Here is a 26,173-nt window from a genome sequence, read left to right on the forward strand (position 1 = left end):
CGTCAGACAATCGAGTGAGAGACCTCGATAAGATTGCCGTCGGGGTCCCTGAAATAGACCGAGCGCAAGCGTCCTGTCGCGCCGGTGCGCTCGACCGGACCTTCTTCAACCGCAACGCCTGAGGCCTGCAGGTGGGAGATGACATCGGCAAGCGGCGTTTCGGTGATGAAGCAGAGATCGCCGGAGCCAGGGACGGGATGTTTCGCCTTGGGTTCGAACTCATGGCCGGCCTGATGCAGGTTGATCTTCTGGCGGCCGAATTTCAGCGCCTTGCGGCCTTCCGCGAAGGTTTCGACCGACATGCCGAGGATACGGGCATAAAAATCGCAGGTGGCAGCAATATCGGCGACGGTCAGCACGAGGTGGTCGAGATGGTCGATGCGGATCATGCTTTTCTCCTCGCAAAGTGCTGGGCGACACAAGCTGACATAAAGGCCAGCGCCAGCATGGCAAGCGTGAAGAAGACAACGGCGGTCCAGCCCTCCACTGCGAAGAACCAGCCGCCGGCCGAACCGATGAGGCTGGAGCCGACGTAATAGGCCAGCATGTAGATGGATGAGGCATGTCCCTTATTGCCAAGGGCAAGCTTGCCGACGAGGCCGCTCGCGATGGAATGGCTCATGAAGAAGCCTGTGGTCAGCACGGTGATACCCAGGATGATCGATGGCAGCGAGGCAAAGAGCGTCACTGCGCTGCCGGCAGCCGTCAGTGCGAGGCCAAAGAGCAGCACTGGAAAGTGTCCAATCCGGTCGCCCAGCAAGCCGCCGATCGAGGCGGCGCCGATACCGAAGAGATAGACGGTGAAGATCAGGCCGAGTTCCGTCTGGTTCAGGCCGTAGGGAGGAGCCACGAGGCGGAAACCGGCATAATTGTAGATCGTCACGAAGGAGCCCATCGCAAGGAAGGCGATGGCGAAAATGAAGGGCAGCGCCGGATTTCGAAGATGGCCGAGCCAGGCCCTCGCGTGAAAACGCGGGTCGAGGCCGGGCCGGCGGAGGAAATTCCTTGACGGCGGCAGCAGGCCGATGAAGCCGATGGCGGCCGCAAGGCCGATGGCGCCGATGAGGAAGAGCGCCGGCCGCCAGCTGAAATATTCGGCGAAGATGCCGGTGAGCACGCGTCCGGACATGCCGCCGAAGGCCGTGCCACCGACATAGAGGCCCATGGTGGCGCCGAGGCCGCGCGGATCGACCTCCTCGGCAAGATAGGCCATGGCGACAGCAGGCACGCCGCCGAGAACGAGGCCCTGCAGGGCGCGGATCACGAGCAGCAGGTGCCAGTTCGGAGCAAAAGCCGTGGCGATTGTCAGTACAGCCGCACCGACCAGCGATATCGACATCAGGGTGCGGCGGCCAAGGCCTTCCGAGACGGCGGCGGCGCAGACGATGGCAACCGCCAGGAAACCCGTGGAGAGCGACAGAGACAGCGAGCTTTCGGCTGGACTGACGGAAAACTCCCGCGAGAAGACCGGCAGCAGCGGCTGGACGCAATAGAGCAGCGAGAAGGTGGAAAAGCCGGAGAGGAAAAGCGCAAGGCTGGCGCGGCGATAGGCGCCGGTGCCGCGCGTGAGGTAGAGCTTTTGCCTTGGGACTGCGGCCGTCTCGGAGGTCTTCACTGCATGCGCTGACATCGGCATATCGTCATCCTTCCGCATCCGATCTAGTCAACCCTCCTGCATTTGTCCAATATATGGAAGTGGCGATTTCGATAGGTTTTGGAGATGGTGATGGAGTTGCGGCACCTTAGATATTTCCTGGCGGTGGCGGAGGAAGGCAATTTCACCCGCGCCGCCGGCAAGCTCGGCATCGGGCAGCCGCCGCTCAGCCAGCAGATCCGTGACCTCGAGACGGAAGTAGGTGCTGCGCTGTTTCACCGTGTGCCGCACGGCGCCGAGTTGACGGCGGCAGGTACGGCATTCCTCGGCGAGGCGAAGGCCGCCGTGGCGGCAGCGGAGAAGGCGAAGCTTGCCGCCCAAAGGGCCAATCGCGGCGAGACCGGGCGCCTGTCGCTCGGCTTCACCGCCTCCTCGGCCTTCAATCCCATCGTCAGCACGACGATCCGCAGCTTCCGGGCGCGCTGGCCGGAGGTGCGGCTGGCGCTGACCGAGATGAATACGCTGGCGCTGATGCAAAAGCTGGAACGCGGCGAGTTGGACGCCACCTTCATGCGCCCCGGCCTCGACGATCCCGCCGGCATCAGGCTGCGGCGGCTGGCTGATGAGCCGATGGTGATCGCCCTGCCCGCCAGCCACCCGCTGGCCCGGCATTCGAGCCTGCCGCTTGCCGCGCTGGCGAACGAACCCTTCATCCTCTTTCCCCGCCTCGTTGGCTTGAGCCTTTACGACGACGTGGTGCTTGCCTGCCGCAAAGCGGGTTTCGAGCTGACCGTGGCGCAGGAGGCGCCGCAGATTTCATCCGTGGTCAATCTGGTGGCGGCCGATCTCGGCGTGTCGATCGTGCCGGCCTCCATTTCCCAGATCAGGCTCGAAGGAGTTGTTTATACCCCGATCGACGGACCGCCGGCCGTCGCGCGCCTGGCGCTGGCAATGCTGAAGACGCATCGCTCGCCGGTCACCGAGAACCTGATGAGCCTGCTCTTTCATGAATGACTTCGCAGGTCCGAACAGGAACGTCCGTACTCGATTGCATGTTTTCTGCCAAAGGCTTAGGGTCGAGAACGATCAGAAAAGCGACGGGTAGAAAGCCATGGCTCTCAGCGGCAAACGCATCCTCCTCATCATCTCGGGCGGCATCGCTGCCTATAAGAGCCTGGATCTGATCCGCCGGCTGCGGGAGCGCGGGGCGAGCGTGCGCCCGGTCATGACGAAGGGTGCGCAGGAATTCGTGACGCCACTTGCGGTCGGCGCGCTGGCAGCGGACCATGTCTTTGTCGATCTTTTTTCGCGGCAGGACGAACAGGATGTCGGCCATATCAGGCTGGCGCGCGACTGCGATCTCGTGCTGATTGCCCCAGCCAGCGCCGACCTGATGGCGAAGATGGCTAACGGGTTTGCCGACGATCTCGCCTCGACGGTGCTGCTGGCGACGGACAAGCCGGTGCTGGCCGCCCCGGCGATGAACCCCAGGATGTGGGCGCATCCGGCGACACGACGCAACGCGGCGACGCTCAGGGCGGACGGCGTCCATTTCATCGGGCCGACGGCAGGTGAAATGGCCGAAGGCGGGGAAGCCGGGCTCGGCCGGATGGCGGAACCGCTGGAGATCGTGGCTGCTGCGGAAGCTGTGTTCGAGGGCGGCCGGCGCAAGCCGCTTGCCGGGCGAAAGGCGATCGTCACGTCGGGACCGACGCACGAGCCGATCGATCCGGTCCGCTATATCGCCAATCGCTCCTCCGGCCGGCAGGGACATGCGATCGCCGCAGCACTGGCCAAGCTGGGGGCCGATGTGACGCTCGTATCGGGGCCGGTAACGATCCCCGATCCGATCGGTGTCAACGTCGTGCATGTAGAGCGGGCGGAGGAGATGCGCGACGCCGTGCTTGCGGCGCTGCCGGCCGACGTCGCCGTGATGGTGGCGGCGGTGGCGGACTGGCGCGTGGCCTCGGCCGCCGATCAGAAGCTGAAAAAACATCCGGGCGAATCCATTCCGACACTGGCGCTGACCGAGAACCCCGACATCCTGAAGACTGTCGGTCATCACACGATGCGGCCGAAGCTGGTCATCGGATTTGCCGCCGAGACCCAGGACGTCGAGAGCAATGCCAAGGCAAAGCTCGAGAGGAAGGGCGCCGATATGATCGTCGCCAATGACGTCTCTCCTGCGACCGGCATCATGGGCGGCAGCCGTAACAGCGTGAAACTGGTCCGCCACGACGGCGTCGAGCAGTGGCCGGATTTGGCAAAGGAAGAGGTTGCAGAACGGCTGGCAGCGCTGATCGCCGAGCGGCTCAGGCTGATATAGCGACGCGCTGCGGCTTTGCCGTGTTGCGTTTCTCCGACCGGAAATCGGTAACCTCGATGCCGGCCTTGCCGACGATCACGGCGCTGCCATCCGGAATTTCCGCCCAGGCATCGACGTCGTCGTTCAACGGCTCGGAGACGAGGCAATGGCCGGCTCCGAGAGGAGAAGCATAGAGCGTCGGCGCCTTGCGATCCGTAGCATAGCGGATCGCATAGAGCGACTTGCCGTCGGAGAAGGCAGCGGTAAAGCGCAGCAGGATCGAGCCGATGGTGTTTTCGGCCAGGTCTTCGACGAAGCCGACCATCTCAGCCATCGCAGCGATCGGCTCCTCGCGCAGGCCGAACTGCAGCGCCAGCAGAAACATCAGCTCGGAATCGGTGGTGCCGCTGCGGGCATTGAACAGTTCGTCGTCAAGCATCGCCTCCATCGGCCGGCGCAAGCGCTCGAAGCCGGATATCTGGCCATTGTGCATGAACGACCAAGTGCCATGCGTGAAGGGGTGGCAATTGTCGCGGCGCGTACCGCCGCCTGTAGCGGCGCGGACATGGGCGAGGAAGAGCGGCGAGCGAATCTGCCGCGCCAGGCTCTTCAGATTGCAATCGGACCATGCCGGCAGGATGTCGCGGTAGCGGCCGGGTTCGGGCCTGTCGCCATACCAGGCGATGCCGAAGCCGTCGCCATTGGTCGCCGTCTTGGCGCGGGTGGCGCAATGGGACTGCTCGATCAACGAATGGGCGGGCGAAGATACCAGTTCCTCGAGGTACAGAGGATCTCCGCGATAGGCTGCCCAGCGACACATGCTCTTTGCTCCGGAACCCGCGGCATTGGCGGGCATGCTCTAAATTGTCGAACGCCACGGCTAATAACAGCTTAACGCGCCGCCGATTTGCAAGCAGATCATGACGGTTTGGTGACGGATCCCGGCTTCAAATTAGGCTAAAGCCTGTGTTCATTTGTGAATGCCTCGCACTCATCGAACCCTCACATCAAGGGCATTTCTGCTTGCATCTCGGACGAATCGTCCTACCTTTGGTCTATCAGCAACAGAACGAAAGGAAGGTGATCCAATGTCTAGTGAGATTTCGGACCTCGTATTGGGCATGGAAGTGGTGATGAAAGCGAGGCAGCCCTCGCTCTAAGACCCGCCTTCCTGGGGCTGCTTTGACAGTCCAGGCCAGTTCGAGGCCAAACTCATGGAAAGGGTCGCCAAGGCGGCCCTTTTTATTGCCTGATCTCCGACGTTGACGGTCGATTTAAATTCTTCTACTCATAAAGTCATCAGATGACTTTATGAGTAGAAGATGCAGCCGCTCAGCAAAACCAACCTCGCCGACGGGGCCATCGAGGCGATCCGCAGCGATATACTCGGCAAACGCTGGGCGGTCGGCGACAAGTTGCCGAATGAGGCCTCACTGTCGGCCATGCTTTCCGTCAGCCGCGGCACGGTGCGCGAAGCAGTGCGGGTCCTCGTCGCCCAGGGTTATCTCGAAACCCGGCAGGGATCGGGCACCTATGTGCGTTCGACCAGCGATGCCGGCCGGCCGCTGACGATGGCGCGGCGCGCCAGCCTGCGCGATCAGTTCGAAGCGCGATGCGCGCTCGATGTCGAAGCTGCCAGGCTGACGGCAATGCGAAAGACGCCGGGGGCTGTTGCCGAGCTCCGCCGGCTGCTGAACGAACGCGGCAGTTACGCAGGCGTCGATGAAACCGCCTTCATCGAACGGGACCTCGCCTTCCACAAGGCGGTTATTGCTGCGTCCGGCAATAGGGCGATGATCGAGATCTACGATTTCTTCTCGGCCTCGATCGCCGATACGATTGCGGCGACGCTCGGCAAGGATATTCCCGAACCAGACATGCAGGCGCATGTCGATATCGTCGATGCGATCGACACCGGAGATCCCGACCAGGCGGATGCGGCGGTGCGCCGCTTCATGGCGCCCGTTCTTGCCGCGCTCGACCGGATGATCCTGTCATGAATACGCTTTCCAACAATGCCGCCATCACGCTTGACGTGACAGACGATTTGCTGATCGATGCCGAGGCTGGCGGCCTTCCCGCCCCGCAGGCAACGCCGGTGCGGAATGGTGCGGCCAGTTTGCTGCTCGGCGCGAGCCTCGTGCTGATCGCTTTCAATCTGCGCCCGGTCTTTCCGAGCGCCTCGGCGCTGCTGCCGGAGATCCGCGCCGAACTCGGGCTGAGCGCGCTCGGCGCCAGCCTGCTGACGACGCTTCCGGTCGTCTGCCTCGGCGCCTTCTCGCCGCTTGCACCCCGTCTTGCCCAGCGCATCGGAACCGAACGCACACTTCTCTGCGTTCTCCTGCTGCTTGCGCTCGGCACCGCCTTGCGCGGGCTTTCCTCGGTGGCGCTGCTGTTTATCGGCACGGCGCTTGCCGGCGCGTGCATCGCCGTCGGCAACGTGCTGCTGCCGGGGCTGGTGAAACGGGACTTTCCCAAGCGCGCGGCGCTGATGACCGGCTTTTATACGATGGCGCTCTGCGCAGGTGCTGCCAGTGCGGCCGGGCTGACCTTGCCGATCGAACATGCTCTCGGCGGCTCTCTCGAAGGCGCGCTCGCCGCCTGGGCGCTGCCACCGCTCGCCGTCGGCCTCATCTGGCTGCCGCAGGTCCTTCGCAGCGGTGCTGGAGCACGGCGAAACGGCTTTCGGGTCCAAGGCCTCTGGCGAGACCGGCTCGCCTGGCAGGTCACGCTGTTCATGGGGCTGCAATCGGCGCTTGCCTATTGCGTCTTCGGGTGGCTGGTTCCCATTTTACGCGAACGCGGTCTCGACGGCGTGACCGCCGGGGGAATCGTTTCGCTATCAGTGATGGTGCAGGCGGCATCCTGTCTCGTCGTGCCGCATATCGCAGTTCGTGGCCGGGATCAGCGGTTGGTCAATGCCGGCCTCTGCGGCGTTGCCGTTACCGCCTTGCTCGGATTGCTTTTTGCACCGCTGTCAACGGTGTGGCTGTGGGCGGTGCTGCAAGGCATAGGCCAGGGCGGACTGATCGCGGCGGCAATGACGACGATCGTGCTGCGCTCGCGCGATCCCGATGTAGCCGCCCATCTCTCCGGCATGGCGCAATGCGTCGGTTACCTGCTCGCCGCAATCGGTCCGCTGATCGTCGGCCTCATCCGCGGCTGGACCGGAAGCTTTTCCTGGTGTGCGGTTCTATTCACCGCGCTCGGGCTCGGGGCCGCGATCAACGGCTGGAAGGCCGGCCGGGCGCTGGAGGTGAATGTGCACGCGGTCGAGAAAGCCTGAGCCGCCCCCTCACTGGCGCATCACCATCTCTTGATGCCGGTCGCCGGCCGCGGATGCTACGCTATCTCAGCCTGCATCCGCCGGAGGACAAATCGTGCGCATACGGACCCTGTTTCTTCTCACCGCGTTGATGGCATCGCTGGGGCCTGGCCTTTCCGCAGCGCAGGAAGGCGGCGAACGCCGGGCAGATGTCGAGCGCAGTGCCCGCGACGGCGTGCTGAAGCTGCTGCCGGACGACTCCGTCACCCAGCACGAGCTGACGGTGGACGGCCGGAAGATCGCCTATACCGCGACAGCCGGCACTCTTGATCTCTTCGGTCAGGACGGAGCGCAAACCGGTGCGATCTTCTACACCGCCTATGTCGCCAGCGGTGGCGGGCCGGATCGGCCGCTGACCTTTGCCTTCAACGGCGGGCCGGGCGCGGCCTCCGCCTTTCTGCATCTCGGGCTGGTCGGGCCCAAAGTCTTGGATTTCGGGCCTCAGGCACGCGACGGCGCCCATGCGAAATTGGTCGACAATCCGCAAAGCTGGCTCGACTTCACCGACCTCGTGCTGATCGATCCGATCGGCACGGGCTGGAGCCGGACCGCGAAGGCGGACGACGCCTCCAAATACCATAACGTCAACTCGGATGCGCAGAGCATCGCCAAGGCGATTGCGCTCTATGTCGCGCATAACAACCGTTCCAACTCGCCGAAATATCTGCTCGGCGAAAGCTACGGCGGCTTCCGCGCCGCCAAGGTCGCCTCCGCCCTGCAGGAAAGCCAGGGCATCGTCGTCGCCGGCGCAGTGATGCTCTCCCCCTTGCTTGAAGGTCAGCTGATGTTCAATGCCGATCAGTTCGCGCTCGGCGCAGCCCTGGAGCTTCCGTCGCTGGCTGCGGCCAAACTCGACCGGGACAACGCCTTTGACGAGCAGACACAGAAAGAGGCGGAGATCTTCGCGCTCGGGGAATATTTGACGAGACTGGCCGGCCCGCCGCCGACAGGCACCGATGCCGAGGCCTTCTATGGCAGGATCTCCCAGTTGACCGGCATTCCACAGGATATCGTCGCCCGCAACCGCGGCTTCCTCGGCAATTCCTTCGTCAAGCATTCGGATGCAGCAAGCAGCGAGGTGATGAGTTCCTACGACGCCTCCTTCGCAGCGCCCGATCCCTATCCGGAATCGGATTACGACCGTGGCGACGACGCCATCCTCGACGGCTTCACCCGGGCCTATGGCGGCGCCTTCGCCAACTATGCCCGCAACGAGCTCGGCTTCAAAACCGAAATGACCTATACGCTTCTTGACGGCGATATCAGCCGGCGCTGGGAATGGGGTGGCGGTCGCGGCGGGGGATCACGCTTCCAGGCTAGCGCTACCGACGACGTCAGGCAGCTGCTCGCCTCGAACACGGCCTTCCATCTTCTGATCGCGCATGGCTACAGCGATATGGTCACGCCTTACAGCGTCAGCCGCTATGTGGTCGACCACCTGCCGCCGTCGCTCGCCAATGGCCGCGTCGGGCTGAAGCTCTATCATGGCGGCCACATGTTCTATACGAAAGCCGATCAACGGGCCGCCTTCACGGCGGATGCCAAGGTTTTCTACGCCGCACGCCCGGCCGCACAGCCGGCGGACTGAGGAGTTGCCCATGCATATAACGGGAGGATGCCATTGCGGGGCAATCCGCTATCAGGCGGAGATCGACCCGCAGCGGGTCTCGATCTGCCATTGCACCGATTGCCAGCGCTTGACGGGCTCGGCCTACCGCGTCACCGCGCCGGCGCTGGCGGAAAGTTTCACGCTTATTTCGGGTGAACCGCGCAGCTACGCGAAACATGGCGACAGCGGCGCCCTCAGCCGGCAATTCTTCTGTCCGAATTGCGGATCACCGCTCTATCGCACGGATGGCGAAGGGGGCTCGATCGGCATCCGTGTCGGCAGCATCGACCAGCGGCGGGACCTGACGCCAAAGAAACAGATATGGTGCCAGTCGGCTCTGCCGTGGGTGGAGAACATCGAGCCGCTGCCGCGTTTCGATGGCGAGGCTAACGGAGCCAAGACCTTAGGACCTGACTAAGGAGGGGTTAGGCCGCGTTCGGTCATCAGTCTCTTGGTCAGCACGTTGCGTTGCCGGACCGCCACGTGATGGGCTGCCCGTGGCGAGAGCGCAAGCCAAAGACCACTCCCGTCGAGCGCCGGCAATGAAATCCACTGGCATCCCAGAACTGGACGGCCTCAATTCCAGTGTTGCGCGAACACCCAAAAAGAGGACCCGTCAATATTGCTCTGATCTTAGCTCGAACTGGCTAAGTGCATCTACGATCAATCTATAGTATATGTAAGATGAGGGGATGATCGCGCATACGGCGCGGAAGGTTGCCGCAGTACTCAGCGGATTTCTCCTGAATTTTACATCCTTGTATTGCATTTTTTTGGGCGTAAGCTTCAGAGAAGCTATCATGGCAGCCTTAGATGCGGGCTTTAGTCGTAACGCGTATAGGGACTTTAGTCTTAATACCCTCCAACTGTGAATGAGCTAGTTCTCTCAATCGACAACCATCGCAGTCGATCGAGAGCTCTAGGTTCAATACGCAAGAGGGTGGGTCCGGGGATGCAGTTCGGCATCCGGGCTCTGTGACCCTCTGCGAGCTAGCCGAGGGAGAAGCTCCATGGCACTCGACATCACAACTCAAGATCTCATCATTGACGAAACCGCCAATTTGCAGGACGACGACGTCAACCCGGCGATTGCGCCGCACAACAATGCGACGGTGCAATACCTGCTGGGTCTCGACGCTACCGGCGGGCTGACCTCCCCGGAGGTGGCTTACCAGAGCAATTTCGTCGTGGCCTCGGCGAGCGCCGGGGAAACCATCAGCGCGGTCGTTCTCACCCAGAACGCATCCGGCACCCCGTACTCCACCACGGTCGGCGTCAACAGCAACATTCGCACCGTCGATGGCAATTATGTCTGGCTATTCCAGGATCCGAACAATGCAAACGTCGTGATCGGCATCATCGGCACGTCCGACCCGCTCACCGCGCCGGCCGCGGGCGGGCCGCTCGCCTTTTCGCTGGCGCTGATCAGCACCAGCGCCACCAATGCCGACCTCTACACCGTCCAATACGTGCCGCTATTCCATACCGATGCGACCAATCCCGACGACCGCATCGATCTGACGAATAAGGTGTATGCCTCGGTCACGGCAACTTCGGTGGTCAATTTCAGCCAGCTTGGAGATGCCCCATCCGGGCATAATAACTGGTATATTCTCGACGCCGACGCAGCCAGCCCGCAGAAGATCCTCGTCACCGCTCACGACAATGGCGTGCAGGCGGAAGTCAATGTCAGCACGCAGGGCCTCGGCGTCGCGTCGCAAGACGTTCGGTTCGGCCGCGAGCTCCAGATCGACCTCATCACCGGCGGTACCCAGAGCGCTGGCAAGGATTTCACCAACACGCCAACCGCGCCCGACTACGGCTCTCACATCGAGAACGTCTTCAGCGCCGGCTTCTCGGTCTCGCAGTCGACTCCAACCGGCACCGTCGCCGACATCGAGATCCACGCTTATAACAATGACGACAATGTCGAAGGCGCGGCCTTCCCCACAGACGATAACGATACCGAGATCAACATCACCGGCGTGACATTCAAGCTGAACGGCGTCACAAAAACAGCCGCTGAGCTCGGTATCACGGTGAACCTCGCCGGCACCGGACTGATCCTCGAGAATGTCGGAGAGGGCGTGACGGTCGATTTCACGACCGCGGGCGGAGCTGGCGGAACCTTCGACCGATTTACCATCAAGAATATCGACACCGAGAAAGACTTTTTCGATGTGAAGGAGGTGCACTTCAGCGGTGCTGTGGGCAACGCCTACAATGAAGAAGTCGGATCCTTCATCAACTTCGACGATGACGGGCCCAGCATCACGGCAACCGGCACCCCGCCGCAACTGACAGTCGACGAGACCGTGCTGACGACCAACGCCAGTGCCGACTTCTCGGCCTTCTTCACCTCGAATGCCGGGGCCGATGGCGGCGGCGCCACCCCCATTATTTATGCGCTCGGCATCAACCAGGTCACCAATGTCAGCGGCCTCACCGACACCGCAACCGGCCAGTCCGTGCTGCTGTTCCTCGAAAGCGGCAGTGTGGTCGGGCGAGCCGGAGCTGGAGGGCCAGTCGTCTTCACCGTCAGCGTCAGCGCCGCCGGCGTCGTCACCCTCGACCAGCAGCGGGCCATCGTCCATGCCGACGCCACTAATCCGGATGACAGCCGAACCCTGGCGGCCGCCAACCTCGTCACCCTGACCGCTACCATCACCGACGGTGACGGCGATCCCGCCCCGGCCACCCACAATATCGGCCAGAACCTCAACTTCAAAGATGACGGGCCTAGCATCACGGCAAGCGGCACTGCACCGCAGGTGACAGTCGACGAGACCGTCCTGACGACCAACGGCACCGGCAACTTTGCCACCGCCTTCACCTCGAATGCCGGCGCCGACGGCGCCGCCACCGCCACCTATGCACTCGGCATCAGCCAGGTCACCAATGTCAGCGGCCTTACCGACACCGAAACCGGCCAATCCGTGCTGCTCTTCCTCGAAAGCGGCAATGTGGTCGGGCGAGCCGGAATAGGCGGGCCTGTCGTGTTCACCGTCAGCGTCAGCGCTGCCGGGGTCGTCACCCTCGATCAGGCACGGGCCATCATCCATGCCGATGCCACCAACCCGGACGACAGTCGGACACTGGCGGCCGCCGACCTCGTCACCCTGACCGCAACCATCACAGATGGTGACGGCGATCCCGCCTCGGCCACCCGCAACATCGGCCAGAACCTCAACTTCGAGGATGATGGACCGACAATCACAGTGCCGTTCGACGGCGACCCCGTTACCGCGGGCATCCAGCACGAGACTCTGGCCAACGTGCTCAACGCATCGGCCAGCGGCAACTTCGGCTACAATATCGGCGCGGATATTCACCCGGCCGCGTTCTATGCCACCGGCTCCGACTTCGTCGACCAGGATGGCGGGACGGCCGGCGTCCAGATCGGACTGACAGGCACCATCACCGGCGGCGGCGGCGGCAGTCTTCTCAGTTCGAATGTGACGCTCGCCTCGGAGAGCCTCACCTCCGCGACGTTCAACTTCACCTTCACCTATGACAAGGATCCGGCGGCCGGCAACCAGGTCGGCACAGCGGGCGGCACTCTCGTCTTCGACAAGGCCGCCGACACCTACACCATCCAACTGACGGACCCGCTCGAAGGCTTCAGCTTCGACGTGCTGCACACCAGCGAACTCTTGTCGAAGGAGCCCACAGGCAATACCGGCCATCCGCCGATCGTGGTGGAACGGTTGCAGGCGGATGATCCGAATACGCCGGATGACGAAGACTTCTACGTGCAGTTCACCGGCAATCTGATCAACAAATCTAACCCGTTCAGCTTGACCGGCAATGGCGAGGGATCATCCGGCGATTCCACCTTCACGGTCGGCGGCCACGAGATGGTCAGCAATGCCAATGAAACCTGGGTGTCGGCGACGCAGAGCACCAACGGTGTTGCCGGCGACACGATCCAGAAAGACGAACTGCTCACCTTGCGGTTCTTCAACAGCAATGTCGGCATCATCAACGAGGCCCTCACCCCGACGGCGACCGCCGGCTCGATGGCCATCAAGTTCGACGGCATCGGCAATAGCGAGGATCTGATGGTAATCCTCGACCTGATCGACAAGAACGGCGCCGACAATATCGCCGGCAACGGGGACGACAATGCGACGATCACCCGGGCCGTCTACATATCGAACTCCGACATCTTCAAGGCGGGTCAGGTCCCTGCCCCTTACAGCAGCGAGTTCACGCTCGACAACAATGACGGCCTCGTGATCATCGAGCAGAACGACTACAACGCGGCCGGCGAAGACTATGTGCTGCAGGGCGCCCAGATCATGCAGTCGGGCAACGGGATCACCGGCAACAACGCCGCGATCGATCTGATCAGGGCGACCGGCGCCAATGGCGGCAGCAATGCGACCGGCAATCTGGTGAACTTCGACGCCACAGATAACGACGTGCTGAAGATCACCGATATCGGATTCACCTCGACCGTGACCGAGACACCGAACGCCAACCTCGACTTCGCCTTCAAGGTGGCGGACGCCGATGGCGATCAGACAGAGATCCAGCACATCCTTGTCGACGTCGCCTGACATCCGACCAAAGGGGGCAGCAAGCTGCCCCCTCACTGCCTTTGCATGCTCATGTAATCTCGTACGCCAGAGATATGATGATGAAAACAAACCGGCCATCCCCTGCCCTGCAGGTGGTGATGAAAGAAGCCAGACGCGCCATCCGGCCGCTGATCTGGTTCAGCGGCGGCATCAACGTGCTGATGCTGACAGGAGCGCTCTACATGCTCCAGGTCTACCACCGTGTGTTGTCAAGCCACAGCCTAGAGACATTGGTCATGCTCTCGCTGATGGCGGCCGGCGCGCTTGCCGCAATGGCGGGGCTGGAGGTGGTGCGCGGGCGACTTCTGGCAACCGTCGGATCCTGGATGAACGCACGCCTGGCGCCGGTGCTGCTGACCGCATCGGTGGAATATGCCGCCTCGGCGCCCAGCCAGGCCAATGCCCGTCCGCTGCGGGACCTCGACCAGGTGCGGAATTTTTTCACCAGCCCCAGCATCTTCCCGATCCTCGACGCACCCTGGGCGCCGCTGTTTTTCGCCGCGATCTTCTTCATGCACCCTTGGCTGGGCTGGCTGGCGCTGGGGGGCGGAGCAGTACTTTTCGGCTTGGCCCTGCTCAATGAATGGCTCACACGCAAGCCGCTGACCGAGGCCGCAAGCGCGCAGTCGCAGGCCTATGTCCAGGCGGAAGCCGCGATCCGCAACGCCGAGGTCGTACAGGCAATGGGCATGTTGAAGCCCTTGCTGGAGAGCTGGAGGAGTCAGCAGGACGAGGCGAACAGGGGACAGGTCGTGGCCGCCAACCGTGGCGGAATCATCTCGGCCATCGCACGTTGTCATCGGCTGGCCCTGCAAATGGGCATATTGGGGCTGGGGGCTTATCTCGTGCTTCGCAACGAAGCTTCTCCGGGGATCATGGTCTCCGCCTCGATCCTGATGGGGCGCGCCTTGTCGCCGGTCGAACAGGCGATCGGCACATGGAAGGCGACGGTGGGGGCGCGGGCCGCCTATCGGCGCCTCGCGGCCGTCGCCGGCCAGCACCCCGAGGCCACGCCGGTCCTGGCGCTACCACGACCGACCGGCAGGTTTGAGGCCGACAATATCGTGCTTGCCCGACAGGGCGGCGAACATATCCTGAAAGGGATCAGCTTTCATCTCGAGCCCGGTGAAGCAATGGCTTTGATCGGCCAGAGCGCAGCCGGCAAGACGAGCCTGGCGCGAATATTGGCCGGCGCCTGGCGTCCGTCCGGCGGTCGGGCGCTGCTTGACGGCATGGATGTCGCTCAGTGGGCGGCAGAAGACCGCGGCCATCATGTCGGTTACCTGCCGCAGGACATAGAGCTCTTCGCGGGGAACGTCTGCGAAAATATCTGCCGTTTCGCCAAGGTCAGCCCGGTGGTCTTCGACAAGGTCGTCAAGGCCGCACAGCTCGCCGGCGTTCACGAACTGATCAAAGGGCTGCCGAAAGGTTACCTTACCGAGATTGGCGAATCCGGCGCGGTCCTGTCAGGCGGACAGCGCCAGCGCATCGGATTGGCGCGGGCTCTCTACGGCGACCCGGCGCTCGTCATCCTGGACGAGCCCAATTCCAACCTCGACCGCGAGGGTGAGGAAGCATTGATCGCAGCCCTCGGCACGGTCAAGGCTGCAGGCACAACCGTTATCCTGATCGCCCATCGGCCTAACATCATGGAGACGGTTGACAAAATACTGGTCCTCAATCGCGGCCAGCAAGACCTCTTCGGCCCACGTGACTACGTCTTCAATGAGCTCGCGGCACGCGTACGCAAGGTCGCTCAAATGCCGACGAAAGTGGTGAAGTAGCGAGGAACGAAACAGCCATGAAAAACATGAAGGTCGTTCCGTTGCCCGTTTCGCCGCCGCCTGCACCTGTTCCCCTGCGTCTCGCAGGCGTCACTTTCACCGGCTTCGCGATCATGTTCCTGTTCTTCGGCATGGCCGGGGGCTGGGCGACGCTCGCACCGTTGGAGAGTGCCGCGGTAGCGCCGGGCGTTATCAAGGTGGCCGGCGATCGCAAGCTCATCCAGCACCTGGAGGGCGGCATCATCGCCGATCTGAATGCCGCCAATGGCGATATCGTGAAGGCGGGCACGATCCTAATCCAACTCGACGGTACACAGGCGAGGACGAAGCTCGACCTCATCCAGAACCGCATCGCAACGCGCGAGGCGCTGGCCGCCCGCCTGAGGGCCGAGCGTGACGGCAAGACCGAGATCGAGTTCGATCCGGCCCTGCTTGCAAACTCCACCAAATCGGCAAGGGACGCGGTGGCCGCCCAGCGTGATGTATTTTCGGCGAAGCACCACAATTTGAAGGACGAGCGGGAAATTCTCAGCCAGCGCCGTCGCCAGACCGCGGAAGAGATAACCGGACTGGAGGAGCTCATCATCACCGAGGACAAGCAGATCGAGGTGTTCGAGAGTGAAACCAGAGATCTCGAAAGCCTCCTCAAGCGTGGTCTCGTCACCCGCGAGCGCGGCCTGCTGCTCAGACGGCAGCAGCGGGAAGTCGAGGGAGAGCGCGCGACCAATGTCGCGGCCATCGCCCGCGCCAGGAGCGCCGTGGCTGAGATCGACATGCAGATCCTCAACCTCACCACCTTGCGGCTGAACGAGGCCGTCGAGGAGTTGAGCAAGGTCGAGGCGGAACTGTTCGACCTCAGGCAGGAGGAGCGTTCCGCCAGGGATGTGCTCGGCCGCACCAACATCGCCGCACCCGTCGACGGCATCATCATGGACCTGAAGGTCCACACAACAGGCGGAGTCGTAAAACCCGGCGAGACCCTGATGACCATCGTGCCGCTTGGAGAGCAGCTTATCGTCGAGGCCATGGTCAGACCGGAGGATGTCGAGACCATCGCTCCCGGGCAACTGGCGCGCATCAGTTTCCCGGCCTTCGCCCGCTATAACCTGCCGCCGCTCGACGGCGTCGTGGAGATTGTATCGGCTGACAGGATGGTGGAGGAACGCAGCGGCGCGCCTTATTTCGCCGCGACCGTTTTGATCGACAAGAGCGAGCTTGCCAAGCTTGAGGGGCGTAAACTCCTGCCCGGCATGTCGAGCGAGGCGATGATCCGGACGGGTGCCCGCAGTGTGCTTTCTTATCTGGCCGAGCCGATCACGCAGAACTTCCGGCGGGCGATGCGGGAAAAATAGTTGCCTGCGCCGCCCGATCACGCCGCCTTGGCGGCGTGATATTCCTTGATGGCGACCATCTTGATCGCCGGATAGCGCTCCGCCTCGTAGCGCAGCGAGAAAGCGTCCTGGGCGAGGAAAACGGGATCGCCGTCGAGGTCGCGGGCAATATCGCCGCGTTTGACGGTGAGGAACTTCTCGAGATCGGCCGGCTGATCGGCCGAGATCCAGCGGCAGACGGAAAAACGCGACATTTCGAAGGAGACCGGCAGGCCATATTCGGCCATCAGCCGTTCCTTGAGCACGTCGAGCTGCAGAGCGCCGACCACGCCCACGATCGCCGGCGAACCGTCTTCGGGCGAGAAGAGCTGGACGACGCCTTCCTCTGCCATCTGCTGCAGCGCTTCCTTGAGCTTCTTCGCTTTCATCGCATCCTCGAGGCGCACGCGGCGCAGGATTTCCGGCGAGAAGTTCGGGACGCCCTGGAACACCAACGCTTCGCCTTCGGTCAGTGTATCGCCGATGCGGAGCGTGCCATGATTGGGAATGCCGACGACGTCGCCGGCATAGGCGGTGTCGGCGAGCTGGCGCTGCGACGCAAAGAAGAATTGCGGCGCCGTCAGGCCGAGCTGCTTGCCGGTGCGGGCAAGCCTCGCCTTCATGCCGCGCTCGAGCTTGCCCGAGCAGATGCGGGCAAATGCGATGCGGTCGCGGTGGTTCGGGTCCATGTTGGCCTGGATCTTGAAGACGAAGGCCGTCATCTTGTCGTCGGTGGCATGCACGGTCCTGGTGTCGGCGACCTGGTCACGCGGCGGCGGCGCGAATTCGCCGAGCGCGTTGATGAGGTCGCGAACGCCGTAATTGCGCAGCGCCGAGCCGAAGAAGACAGGCGTCATATGGCCTTCGAGGAAGGAATCGCGGTCGAAGGGGCGGCAGGCCTCGATGGCAAGCTCGGTCTCATCGATAAAGGCCTGGCGTTCGTTTTCCGGCAGCCTGTCGGCGACCGCCCGCGGGCCGTTGACCGGCGTCGTCTCGACCTCGGTGTCGGAACCGCGGGCGGTGCTGTTGGCCAGATGATAGGAGCCGCAGAAGGTTTTCGAGCGGCCGATCGGCCAGGTGATCGGCGCCGTATCGAGCGCCAGCTTCTCCTCGACCTCGTCGAGGATCTCGAAGGGATCGCGGCTTTCCCGGTCCATCTTGTTGATGAAGGTGATGATCGGAATGTCACGCATGCGGCAGACTTCGAAGAGCTTCAGCGTGCGCGGCTCGATACCCTTGGCAGCATCGATGACCATGACGGCGGCATCGACGGCGGTCAGGGTGCGGTAGGTGTCGTCGGCGAAATCCTCGTGGCCCGGCGTGTCGAGGATGTTGAAGACATTGTCGTTATATTCGAAGGTCATCACCGAGGTGACGACCGAGATGCCGCGCTCGCGCTCGATCTTCATCCAGTCGGAGCGCGTCTGCATGCGATCCTTCTTCGCCTTGACTTCGCCGGCGAGCTGAATGGCGCCGCCGAACAGCAGTAGCTTTTCGGTGAGCGTCGTCTTGCCCGCGTCCGGGTGGGCGATAATAGCGAATGTGCGGCGGCGGGAGACCGCCTCGGCGAGACTTTCGGCCATGATGTGAATCCTGTGGAATTGCGGCGTATCTAACGATTAAAGCCCGGCAATGCAATTGACCTTGCCCGCGCAGGCGCAAAGTAATGGGCCATGACCATTCATCACGATCTCAGCCCGACGCTGAACCTCATCCGCCTGGCCAATGGCGAAGGCCTCGATCTGCCCGCCTATGAAAGCAAGGGGGCGGCCGGCATGGACCTGCGCGCCGCCGTTGCCGAGGGCGAACCACTGACGCTCTCCCCGGGCAAACGGGCCCTGGTGCCGACCGGCTTCATCTTCGAAATCCCCGAGGGTTTCGAGGGGCAGGTGCGGCCGCGCTCCGGCCTTGCCTTCAAACACGGCATCACCTGCCTGAATTCGCCGGGCACCGTCGACAGCGACTATCGCGGCGAGGTGAAGGTGCTGCTCGTCAATCTCGGCGAGGACGCTTTCGTCATCGAGCGCGGCATGCGCATCGCCCAGATGGTGATCGCGCCGGTGACCCAGGCGCGGGTGGCGGAGATCACCGAGACAAGCGAGACGGCGCGTGGCGCGGGCGGGTTCGGCTCCACCGGCGTTTGATCGACGGTTCGAATGAAGCAGCCGAACGGCTGATAAGCAGCGTTTGTGGGGGCGCTTATGCTATTCAAGAGAGCGCCTGGGGGCGTGGTTATGGGTCTAGCGGCAGCGCTGATTTCGACTCCGGCGCTTGCGTTGGATTCAACAAAGCTCCAGGCCATTCGCTCTTCGTTATCTGTGAAAGAGATCGTGGCTTTTGCAATGACGAAATCAACAGCGCCGATCCTCAACATCGACAATCCGGTCGACGTAAACATCGTCATCAATGTGAAGGGCATGGAGCGGAACGATATTCAAGCTTTACAGCTAGAGTTTTTCCGCTTGTTTTTTGGTCTCATGGCTTACGTAGACGTTCGGCTTAATTTCGACGCCAGCCAATCCATAGGCTACTCAGCTGGAACGTCATATGCCCCTTTCGGTGATCAGAACCGGCGGTCGAATAGCCAGGCAGTTGACGTGTTCGTTGATCGTGATGCGCTCAAGCTGGCAAAATTGGGCCAGATAGCAGTGCACGACATAGACACGCTTCGAAGCAAGCCGGACACGTTGGAATGCTACCATGAGCTCCGGAAAGGATACTCGGCTATCAACGTTATCGTCGATCGCGATATCAATCCTGTAGGTTGCCTTTACACGGTTCTGCTGCAGTCGATCGGCCTAAAGGGACCTTTCGGCGGAGTTGCGGCAACATATCGTGCCGGCGAGGTTCCCGGCTTCAGGCGCAATGCCGAAATGGCGGCAGCATATGCCATTCATGAGTGCCGATCTCTCATCGATAAAATAGATCAGTTTGAGCAGTGTATCACAGGAGTTCTGAAGGGGAACTAAGGAGCCGCGGAGTTGCCCAAAATAAGCGGCGTTGGTGGGGCATTTATGCTATTCGGGAAAGTGCGTTTAGGCGTGATTGGGGGCCTAGCGGCAGCGCTGGTCGCAACACCGATGCTTGCGATTGATTCAGCGAAACTCCAGTCGATTCGGTCGTCCTTCTCCACCGAGGAGGTGGTCGCATTCGCTGTGGCGAAATCGGCAGCACCGATTTTCGACATCGACAAAACCATCGATATGCACATTGCCCTCAACGTGAAGGGTATGGACAGACGCGATATTCAAGCTTTGCAGATCGAGCTTTTGCGCGTGGTTTCCGCGATTGGGGCTTACGCGGAAATCGGTATCAATTTCGACGTCAGTCGATCCATCGATTACTCGCCTGCAACGCCGTATGTGCCTTTCGGCGATCAGAACCGGCCGCCAAACACCCAGACTCTCAACGTGTTCATCGATCGTGATGCGCTTAAACTGGCAAAGTTGGGCCAAATTGCAGTTCACGATATAGACACGCTACGGAGCAAGCCAGACACGTCGACGTGCTATCACGAGAGCCGAACGGGGAACCCGGTCATCAATGTCCTCGTCGACCGCGACGTCAATCCGGTGGGCTGCCTCTATGGAGTTCTACTACAATCGGTCGGAGTTACGGATGCTTTTGGCCGAGATGCTACCACTTTCAATTCCGGAAGGATTCCCGGGTTTAGGATCAACGCCGAAATGGCGGCAGCATATGCCATTCGCGAATGCAGATCTCTCATCGATAAAAAAGATCAACTCGGGATGTGTTTGAAAGGCGTTCTCGGTGAAGGGAAATAAGGAATTCCGGATTGGCCGAGGCTGCTTGCATTCCCTTGCAGTATACCTTCGATCGCGGATTTTTAAAGCGGGTCGCAACAATCCTGGTTCAAGCGGACGGGCTGCCGTCCTTTGTTTTTATACATCTCGTTATTCCCCGCTGCACATTTGGTGAGACACCTCTGATGGCAAATCGCCTCGACAGCGCCGGCCTGACCTTCCGGCAGGATTACTTCGACGACCCGACCGGCTGGGCGGCCTTGGTCTGTCTGCTCAAGGATATTTTCGGCATCGACATCGGCCCGCTGCAGCAGCTCGGCGGACCCGATCCCAGCAGCATGCCGTTCGGCTGGTTCGATGCCACGGGAGAGCTTGCGGCCAATATCTCGGCCTTTGCGCTGCCCTTCGTCATCAATGGCAGGGTCGTCCATGCCGCCGGGCTGCAATCCGGCGCGGTGCGGCCGCAGTGGCGCGGCCGCGGTCTCTATCGCGACCTGACGGTGAAAGCGCTCGACTGGTGCGAGCAGCAGGGCTTCGAGGCCGTCATCCTCTATACTGACAAGCCATCCCTCTACGAACCTTACGGTTTCCGCTCGATACCGCTGCACCGCTACGAAGGGGCAGCCCCTGCTCCCTCGACTCCAGGCGCACCTGCCCTGCCGCTTTCACCAACAAATGCAGACGATCTTGCCCTGCTGCAATCGCTGCTGAAAGCACGCAGCCCGGTTTCGACGACGCTCTCGGTAACAACAAATGCGGCGATGTTTCTCATCAATACGCAGCTTGATCCCGATATCCGAGTCAGCTTCCTCAAAGACCAGCAGGCGGTCATCGCCTGGAAGATCGACGAAGCGGGCCGCTTCAACCTTCTCGATGTCGTGGCGGCGCAGATCCCGACGCTTGCGGCCATCGTTGGCGGACTGGAGATGGCACCGACCGCCGTCGAGGTGTTCTTCCGTCCGGACAAACTCGGCTGGGCGGGTGTGCCGCGACCACTGGAAAGCGGCACGAGGCTGATGCTACAGGGGCTTGGTGATGTCGCCCCGGCCTCTCCGGCGATGCTGTCGCCGATGGCGGATTTCTAGAGGATACCGCCCAGTCAATCTCTACCTTTTCCGCGAAAGCGGCGGCAGACGACGTTTGACGGGCGAGGATTTGATCATCGAGGTGTTGGTTTCTGCCCTTTCGGCGACCCTATCCAGGATGCCGTCAAGCTCCGCCATGGAACGCACCACCAGGCGGGCAATGAAACAATCCTCGCCCGTCACCTTGTCGCATTCGACGATTTCGGGGATCTCCTGAATGATGCGCTCGACGATGTGCAACTGCCCCGGCAGCGGTCGAACCCGCACGATCGCCTGCAGGGGATAACCGACGGCGGCGGGATCGAGATCGATGGTGAAGGCCTTGATGACGCCGCGCTCCTCCAGCCGGCGCAGGCGCTCGGCGGCACTCGGCGAAGAGAGGCCCGCCTGCTGCGCCAGTTCTTTCAGAGAGACGCGCGCATTGCCGGCCAGCGCCTCCAGAATGGCCTGATCGATGTCGTCGAGCTCCTGCACATCATTAGCCATCGTGTTTATTTTTCCTTTTAGGATTAGGCCAAAATGAACTCTGGCCTTCCCAGTGTTATATAGAATCACCTGCTGACGCAATATTATCATCGGATCAAATGGAGGCGATCATGAGCAGCGACATCAAAAGAGGTTCGGTGGAAATGACGGCAGCGATGCTGATCTCGGGGACGATCGGCTGGTTCGTCGTCATGTCGGGTCAACCGGTCAGCGGCGTCGTCTTCTGGCGCTGCCTGTTCGGCGCGCTCACCTTGTTCGTCATCTGCGGCGCCCTCGGGCTGCTGCGGCCCGGCATCATCACGCTGCGCGCCTTCGGCATCGCCGTCTTCGGCGGCGTCGCCATCGTCGTCAACTGGCTGCTGCTCTTCGCCTCCTATTCGCATGCGACGATCTCGATCGCCACGACCGTCTACAATACCCAGCCCTTCATGCTGCTGGTGCTCGGCGCGCTGTTCCTCGGCGAGAAGATCACCGCCGCCAAGCTGTTCTGGCTGGCACTGGCCTTTGCCGGCATGGCGGCCATCGTCGAAGCGAAGCCGCAGACGGGCGGGGCATCGGACAGTTATGGGCTCGGCATTCTGATGGCCCTCGGCGCCGCCTTCTTCTACGCGTTGGCGGCGCTTGCCGCGAAATGGCTGAAGGGCACGCCGCCGCACCTGATCGCGCTGATCCAGGTCGCAACCGGCATGCTGATGCTGGCGCCGATGACCGAGTTTTCGCAGCTGCCCGGCGATGCCGGCGGCTGGGCGATCCTCGTTTCGATCGGCGTCGTCCATACCGGGCTGATGTATGTGCTGCTCTACAGTGCGATCCAGCGGCTGCCGACCCATCTCACGGGCGCGCTTTCCTTCCTCTATCCGATCGCCGCGATCCTCGTCGACCGGCTGGCATTCGGCCACGCGCTGCAGCCGATGCAAATTGCCGGCGCGGCGATTATCCTGCTTGCCGCCGCCGGCATGAATCTCGGCTGGATGCCGCGGTTGCTGCGGCCGAGGGCGCTCGAGAGTTGAGAGCTGAGCATTCCCCGGACAGGGCGAGCCGCCCGGGATAATGCCGAGATTATTTCTGGCCGCGCGTCGTTTCGAACAGGAACCAGGTGCGGCGCTCGGCCTCGTCGATCCAGTTCTCGATCAGGCTGGCGGTCGCGACATCATTATGTTCGTCGCAGAGGTCATGCACCTCGCGCAGCAGTGATACGAGCTGGGCATTGTCCTCGCGTAATTCCGACAACATGTCCTCGGGGGTGACGAAATCCGCGTCGTTATCAGCAATGCGCTGTTGGCGAGCGATCTGGCCGATCGATCGCAGAGTCGTGCCGCCGATCTTGCGGGCACGCTCGGCAATGTCGTCGGTCATGCTGAAGATCTGCGCTGCCTGCTCGTCGAGCAGCAGATGATAGTCGCGAAAATGCGGGCCGGACATATGCCAGTGGAAATTCTTGGTCTTGAGATACAGCGCGAAGACATCGGAGAGCAGCGCGGTCAGCGCCGCCGAAATATCGGTAATGGCGTTGGTCGACAGACCGGACGGCGTCTTGAGCGGCGAAAGCCTGCGGGATTCGGCTGAGGTAAGGGACATTCATTTTCTCCTTCGTGATGAAACCTGTTGGTGACCGCCGGGGAGCCTCGGCGGCGCGTGCTTGCGAAGAGGAAATTAACAAGGCCCGACCGCTTGCCAAGTAGACCCTTGTTCAGCAGACCTATTCTTAATGCTTATGGACAGATCAGCGCCAAAGCATTGATGAAGCCACGTCGCGTGCTTATAGGAATGTGACACACCCCTTGGATTTGACGATGAGCCTTGCCGCCTTGCTCGCCTATGCCGGAGCGCTTTTCATCGCCGCGGTCATTCCCGGGCCCGGCATCACTGCGATCGTCGCCCGCGCGCTAGGGTCGAATTTCCGCGAGACCTTCTTCATGGGTCTCGGCCTGGTGCTCGGCGACATGGCCTATCTCACCGCGGTCATTCTCGGCCTCGCCTTCGTCGCCCAGACCTTCACCGAAGTATTCATCGCCATCAAGATCGCCGGCGCCCTCTATCTCGGCTACATCGCCTGGAAACTCTGGACGGCGGGACTGCTGCCGCAGGATGTTGCCGCGCAGCGATCCGGCAATATCGGCCTGTCCTTCCTTTCAGGCCTGCTGGTGACGCTCGGCAACCCGAAGACAATGCTCTTTTATGTGGCGCTCGCGCCGACGCTGATCGATATCGGCAATATCACGCTACGCGACTATGCGCTTCTGCTCGCAGTCACCTTCGTGGTGCTGATCGCCGTGCTCGTGCCATATATGCTGCTTGCCTCGCGCGCCCGCACGATGCTGAAACAGCCGCGCGCCCTGCAGGCGCTGAACCGAGTTGCAGCCGGGATCCTTGCAGGCACGGCGGCCTTCATCGCCACGCGGGCAGCGTGAAATAAACATCCGTCAAGGAACGGTTTTCAAAGCTTATTTTCTCTCCGCCACCCCGCCCGGGACGAACGCGCTCTGGTCTCATTCCATCTTTGACCCTATTCTCCTCTCCGATTTCAGGGACCGAGTCCAAAGGGAGAGAACCATGTCGCACAAACCCGGCCGCGGCCGCATCTATTCTTCGATCACCGAGACCATCGGCGACACGCCGCTGGTGCGCTTCGACAAGCTGGCGCGGGAAAAGGGTGTGGCGGCAAATCTGATCGGCAAGCTGGAATTCTTCAATCCGATCGCCTCCGTCAAGGACCGTATCGGTGTGGCAATGGTCGAAAGCCTGGAATCGCAGGGCAAGATCACACCCGGCAAGACGGTGCTGATCGAGCCGACCTCCGGCAACACAGGCATCGCGCTCGCCTTTGCCGCCGCCGCCAAGGGATACCGGCTGATCCTCACCATGCCGGAGACGATGTCGGTCGAACGCCGCAAGATGCTGGCGCTACTCGGCGCCGAGCTGGTGCTGACGGAAGGGTCGAAGGGCATGAAGGGCGCCATCGCCAAGGCGGAGGAGCTGGCCGCCTCGCTTCCCGACGCCGTCATTCCGCAGCAGTTCGAAAATCCGGCCAATCCTGAGATCCACCGCAAGACGACGGCCGAGGAAATCTGGAACGATACCGAGGGCAAGGTCGACATTGTCATTTCGGGCATTGGCACCGGCGGCACGATCACCGGCGTCGGCCAGGTGCTGAAGAGCCACAAGCCCGAGATCCAGATCATCGCCGTCGAACCGGCCGATTCGCCGGTACTCTCAGGCGGCAATCCCGGACCGCACAAGATCCAGGGCATCGGCGCCGGTTTTGCCCCGAAAATCCTCGATACCGGCATCTATGACGAGGTCGTCACCGTCACCAATGACGAGGCCTTCGAACAGGCCCGCCTCATCGCCCGGCTCGAAGGCGTGCCGGTCGGCATCTCCTCGGGGGCGGCGCTGACGGCCGCCATCAAGGTTGGCAGCCGGCCGGAAAATGCGGGCAAGAACATCGTCATCATCATTCCGTCCTTTGCGGAGCGCTATCTCTCGACGGCGCTGTTTGAGGGGCTGGGGAGCTGAGGTAGGGCTTTATCTAACGGTTTCCCATTCTTAATCCTCGCGGGAATATTGGGGCGCTGCGGCGCCCCTTGCTCTTGCTGATGTGATCCGCTGGGGTGGAACGCAAAATTGGATAAAACTTGGGGGCAAAGTCACGATCTATACTGTTAAGTTGGGATTTGCGTTCGATCTTATCGGATCGAAGAAAGCTAAGTGCACTGTTGTGGGAAGGAAAGAATGCTGAACGCGCAGGGGCGATTATTATGTACAGCAGTTTTGGTTCTATCGGCTATTGGTCTGCGGCAGACTGCGGCAATGGCGCCGTGTCCCAGCCAGAAAGAACTGCTTGCGAAGGCGGAGGTCGTCGTGGAGGCAAGGGTCAGATCACTCTCCATCAGCCCTTCTGGTTTGATAACGACCGACAACGATTTCCCAGGGCAGTTGGTAAGAGCAGAGTTGGAGATCAAGAAGGTCGTCAAAGGAAAGTTCCCTGCAAAAGAGGCCATAGCGTACGGCATCCCATTTCCTCCTGGGCCGTTCACTGAGTTGACTACCATGGCGCTACTCTACGGTTACGAAGGCCACGACACGTTCGAGTGGGAACTTTCGCAGGCCGACATGGACCATGGTATGGGGTGGTTCAGGATCAATGACTGCATCTATTACAAATTCCCCGAGTTAGCCGTCGATCCCCGCTGACGACGGTGACCCGCCCCTGCATTACGCAGAGCTAGCCGCAGACGTTCGTCCCATCGAATTCGGTCTAGACCGAA

Annotated in this window: 23 protein-coding genes; 17 read left to right on the plus strand and 6 right to left on the minus strand. The window is 61.7% G+C overall.

Translation table 11 applies throughout. The features are described from left to right. Positions 1–2: 2 nt before the first annotated feature. Positions 3–389 carry a VOC family protein gene (locus FFR93_RS18690; RefSeq protein ID WP_138394307.1) on the minus strand — a complete coding sequence of 129 codons (387 nt, stop codon included), beginning with the start codon at positions 387–389 and terminating at the stop codon, positions 3–5. After that, a complete protein-coding gene (locus FFR93_RS18695; protein ID WP_138394308.1) occupies positions 386–1,636 on the minus strand; it encodes an MFS transporter in 1,251 nt (416 codons plus the stop codon). Before FFR93_RS18695 ends, FFR93_RS18690 begins: the two co-directional genes overlap by 4 nt. A gap of 90 nt (positions 1,637–1,726) precedes the next feature. On the opposite strand from FFR93_RS18695, the gene FFR93_RS18700 reads away from it, so the two are divergent. Next, positions 1,727–2,608: a LysR family transcriptional regulator gene (locus FFR93_RS18700; RefSeq protein ID WP_138394309.1), complete on the plus strand. Its 882-nt coding sequence runs from the start codon at positions 1,727–1,729 to the stop codon at positions 2,606–2,608. A 97-nt stretch (positions 2,609–2,705) separates the two neighbouring features. Beyond that, the gene (gene coaBC, locus FFR93_RS18705; RefSeq protein ID WP_138394310.1) at positions 2,706–3,920 is read left to right on the plus strand and encodes a bifunctional phosphopantothenoylcysteine decarboxylase/phosphopantothenate--cysteine ligase CoaBC; all 1,215 of its coding nucleotides are present in this window, start codon (positions 2,706–2,708) and stop codon (positions 3,918–3,920) included. Here the strand turns inward: coaBC and FFR93_RS18710 are convergent. After that, positions 3,907–4,719: a class II glutamine amidotransferase gene (locus tag FFR93_RS18710; protein ID WP_138394311.1), complete on the minus strand. Its 813-nt coding sequence runs from the start codon at positions 4,717–4,719 to the stop codon at positions 3,907–3,909. The genes coaBC and FFR93_RS18710 overlap by 14 nt on opposite strands. Positions 4,720–5,221: 502 nt before the next feature. On the opposite strand from FFR93_RS18710, the gene FFR93_RS18715 reads away from it, so the two are divergent. The 7 genes from FFR93_RS18715 (at position 5,222) to FFR93_RS18745 (ending at position 16,552) form a co-directional block, all read left to right on the plus strand. Next, on the plus strand, positions 5,222–5,899 hold the full coding sequence (locus FFR93_RS18715) for a FadR/GntR family transcriptional regulator (RefSeq protein ID WP_064707731.1): 678 nt from the start codon (positions 5,222–5,224) through the stop codon (positions 5,897–5,899). After that, complete coding sequence (locus tag FFR93_RS18720; protein WP_138394312.1) at positions 5,896–7,185, plus strand: MFS transporter; 1,290 nt, start codon at positions 5,896–5,898, stop codon at positions 7,183–7,185. Before FFR93_RS18715 ends, FFR93_RS18720 begins: the two co-directional genes overlap by 4 nt. A gap of 94 nt (positions 7,186–7,279) precedes the next feature. Further along, positions 7,280–8,812 (plus strand): carboxypeptidase, encoded by a 1,533-nt coding sequence (locus FFR93_RS18725; RefSeq protein ID WP_138394313.1) that lies wholly within the window; start codon positions 7,280–7,282, stop codon positions 8,810–8,812. A 10-nt stretch (positions 8,813–8,822) separates the two neighbouring features. Next, positions 8,823–9,251, plus strand: a complete 429-nt coding sequence (locus FFR93_RS18730; RefSeq protein ID WP_138394314.1) for a GFA family protein — start codon at positions 8,823–8,825, stop codon at positions 9,249–9,251. A 592-nt stretch (positions 9,252–9,843) separates the two neighbouring features. Then, positions 9,844–13,395, plus strand: coding sequence for a DUF5801 repeats-in-toxin domain-containing protein (locus FFR93_RS18735; protein WP_138394315.1), 3,552 nt, complete (start codon positions 9,844–9,846; stop codon positions 13,393–13,395). Between the two features lie 80 nt (positions 13,396–13,475). Beyond that, positions 13,476–15,200 (plus strand): type I secretion system permease/ATPase, encoded by a 1,725-nt coding sequence (locus FFR93_RS18740; RefSeq protein ID WP_138394498.1) that lies wholly within the window; start codon positions 13,476–13,478, stop codon positions 15,198–15,200. 17 nt (positions 15,201–15,217) lie between these two features. After that, complete coding sequence (locus tag FFR93_RS18745; RefSeq protein ID WP_138394316.1) at positions 15,218–16,552, plus strand: HlyD family type I secretion periplasmic adaptor subunit; 1,335 nt, start codon at positions 15,218–15,220, stop codon at positions 16,550–16,552. A 17-nt stretch (positions 16,553–16,569) separates the two neighbouring features. Here FFR93_RS18745 and FFR93_RS18750 read toward each other — a convergent pair whose 3' ends face one another. Then, positions 16,570–18,153 (minus strand): peptide chain release factor 3, encoded by a 1,584-nt coding sequence (locus FFR93_RS18750; RefSeq protein WP_138394317.1) that lies wholly within the window; start codon positions 18,151–18,153, stop codon positions 16,570–16,572. A 90-nt stretch (positions 18,154–18,243) separates the two neighbouring features. Here FFR93_RS18750 and dut point away from each other — a divergent pair, with 90 nt between their 5' ends. The 4 genes from dut to FFR93_RS18770 all read left to right on the plus strand — a co-directional run bounded on the left by dut (position 18,244) and on the right by FFR93_RS18770 (position 21,419). Next, entirely contained in the window at positions 18,244–18,714 is a 471-nt protein-coding gene (gene dut, locus FFR93_RS18755) for a dUTP diphosphatase (protein ID WP_138394318.1), read from the plus strand. A 90-nt stretch (positions 18,715–18,804) separates the two neighbouring features. Continuing rightward, positions 18,805–19,539, plus strand: coding sequence for a hypothetical protein (locus FFR93_RS18760; protein WP_246661337.1), 735 nt, complete (start codon positions 18,805–18,807; stop codon positions 19,537–19,539). A 12-nt stretch (positions 19,540–19,551) separates the two neighbouring features. Then, positions 19,552–20,355: a hypothetical protein gene (locus FFR93_RS18765; protein WP_246661338.1), complete on the plus strand. Its 804-nt coding sequence runs from the start codon at positions 19,552–19,554 to the stop codon at positions 20,353–20,355. A 164-nt stretch (positions 20,356–20,519) separates the two neighbouring features. After that, the gene (locus FFR93_RS18770) at positions 20,520–21,419 is read left to right on the plus strand and encodes a GNAT family N-acetyltransferase (protein WP_138394320.1); all 900 of its coding nucleotides are present in this window, start codon (positions 20,520–20,522) and stop codon (positions 21,417–21,419) included. 21 nt (positions 21,420–21,440) lie between these two features. On the opposite strand, the gene FFR93_RS18775 is transcribed toward FFR93_RS18770, so the two are convergent. After that, positions 21,441–21,905, minus strand: coding sequence for an Lrp/AsnC family transcriptional regulator (locus FFR93_RS18775; protein WP_138394321.1), 465 nt, complete (start codon positions 21,903–21,905; stop codon positions 21,441–21,443). A gap of 98 nt (positions 21,906–22,003) precedes the next feature. Here FFR93_RS18775 and FFR93_RS18780 point away from each other — a divergent pair, with 98 nt between their 5' ends. Further along, positions 22,004–22,915 (plus strand): DMT family transporter, encoded by a 912-nt coding sequence (locus FFR93_RS18780; RefSeq protein WP_171049213.1) that lies wholly within the window; start codon positions 22,004–22,006, stop codon positions 22,913–22,915. A 49-nt stretch (positions 22,916–22,964) separates the two neighbouring features. On the opposite strand, the gene FFR93_RS18785 is transcribed toward FFR93_RS18780, so the two are convergent. After that, complete coding sequence (locus tag FFR93_RS18785) at positions 22,965–23,483, minus strand: DNA starvation/stationary phase protection protein (RefSeq protein WP_064707721.1); 519 nt, start codon at positions 23,481–23,483, stop codon at positions 22,965–22,967. 215 nt (positions 23,484–23,698) lie between these two features. Here FFR93_RS18785 and FFR93_RS18790 point away from each other — a divergent pair, with 215 nt between their 5' ends. The 3 genes from FFR93_RS18790 (at position 23,699) to FFR93_RS18800 (ending at position 26,099) form a co-directional block, all read left to right on the plus strand. Beyond that, positions 23,699–24,316 (plus strand): LysE family translocator, encoded by a 618-nt coding sequence (locus tag FFR93_RS18790; protein WP_138394323.1) that lies wholly within the window; start codon positions 23,699–23,701, stop codon positions 24,314–24,316. 142 nt (positions 24,317–24,458) lie between these two features. After that, positions 24,459–25,421 carry a cysteine synthase A gene (cysK, locus tag FFR93_RS18795; protein WP_064707720.1) on the plus strand — a complete coding sequence of 321 codons (963 nt, stop codon included), beginning with the start codon at positions 24,459–24,461 and terminating at the stop codon, positions 25,419–25,421. A 216-nt stretch (positions 25,422–25,637) separates the two neighbouring features. Beyond that, positions 25,638–26,099, plus strand: a complete 462-nt coding sequence (locus tag FFR93_RS18800) for a hypothetical protein (RefSeq protein WP_246661339.1) — start codon at positions 25,638–25,640, stop codon at positions 26,097–26,099. Positions 26,100–26,173: the final 74 nt, after the last annotated feature.

This window comes from Rhizobium sp. MHM7A (genome assembly GCF_005862215.1).
Lineage (GTDB): Bacteria > Pseudomonadota > Alphaproteobacteria > Rhizobiales > Rhizobiaceae > Rhizobium > Rhizobium bangladeshense.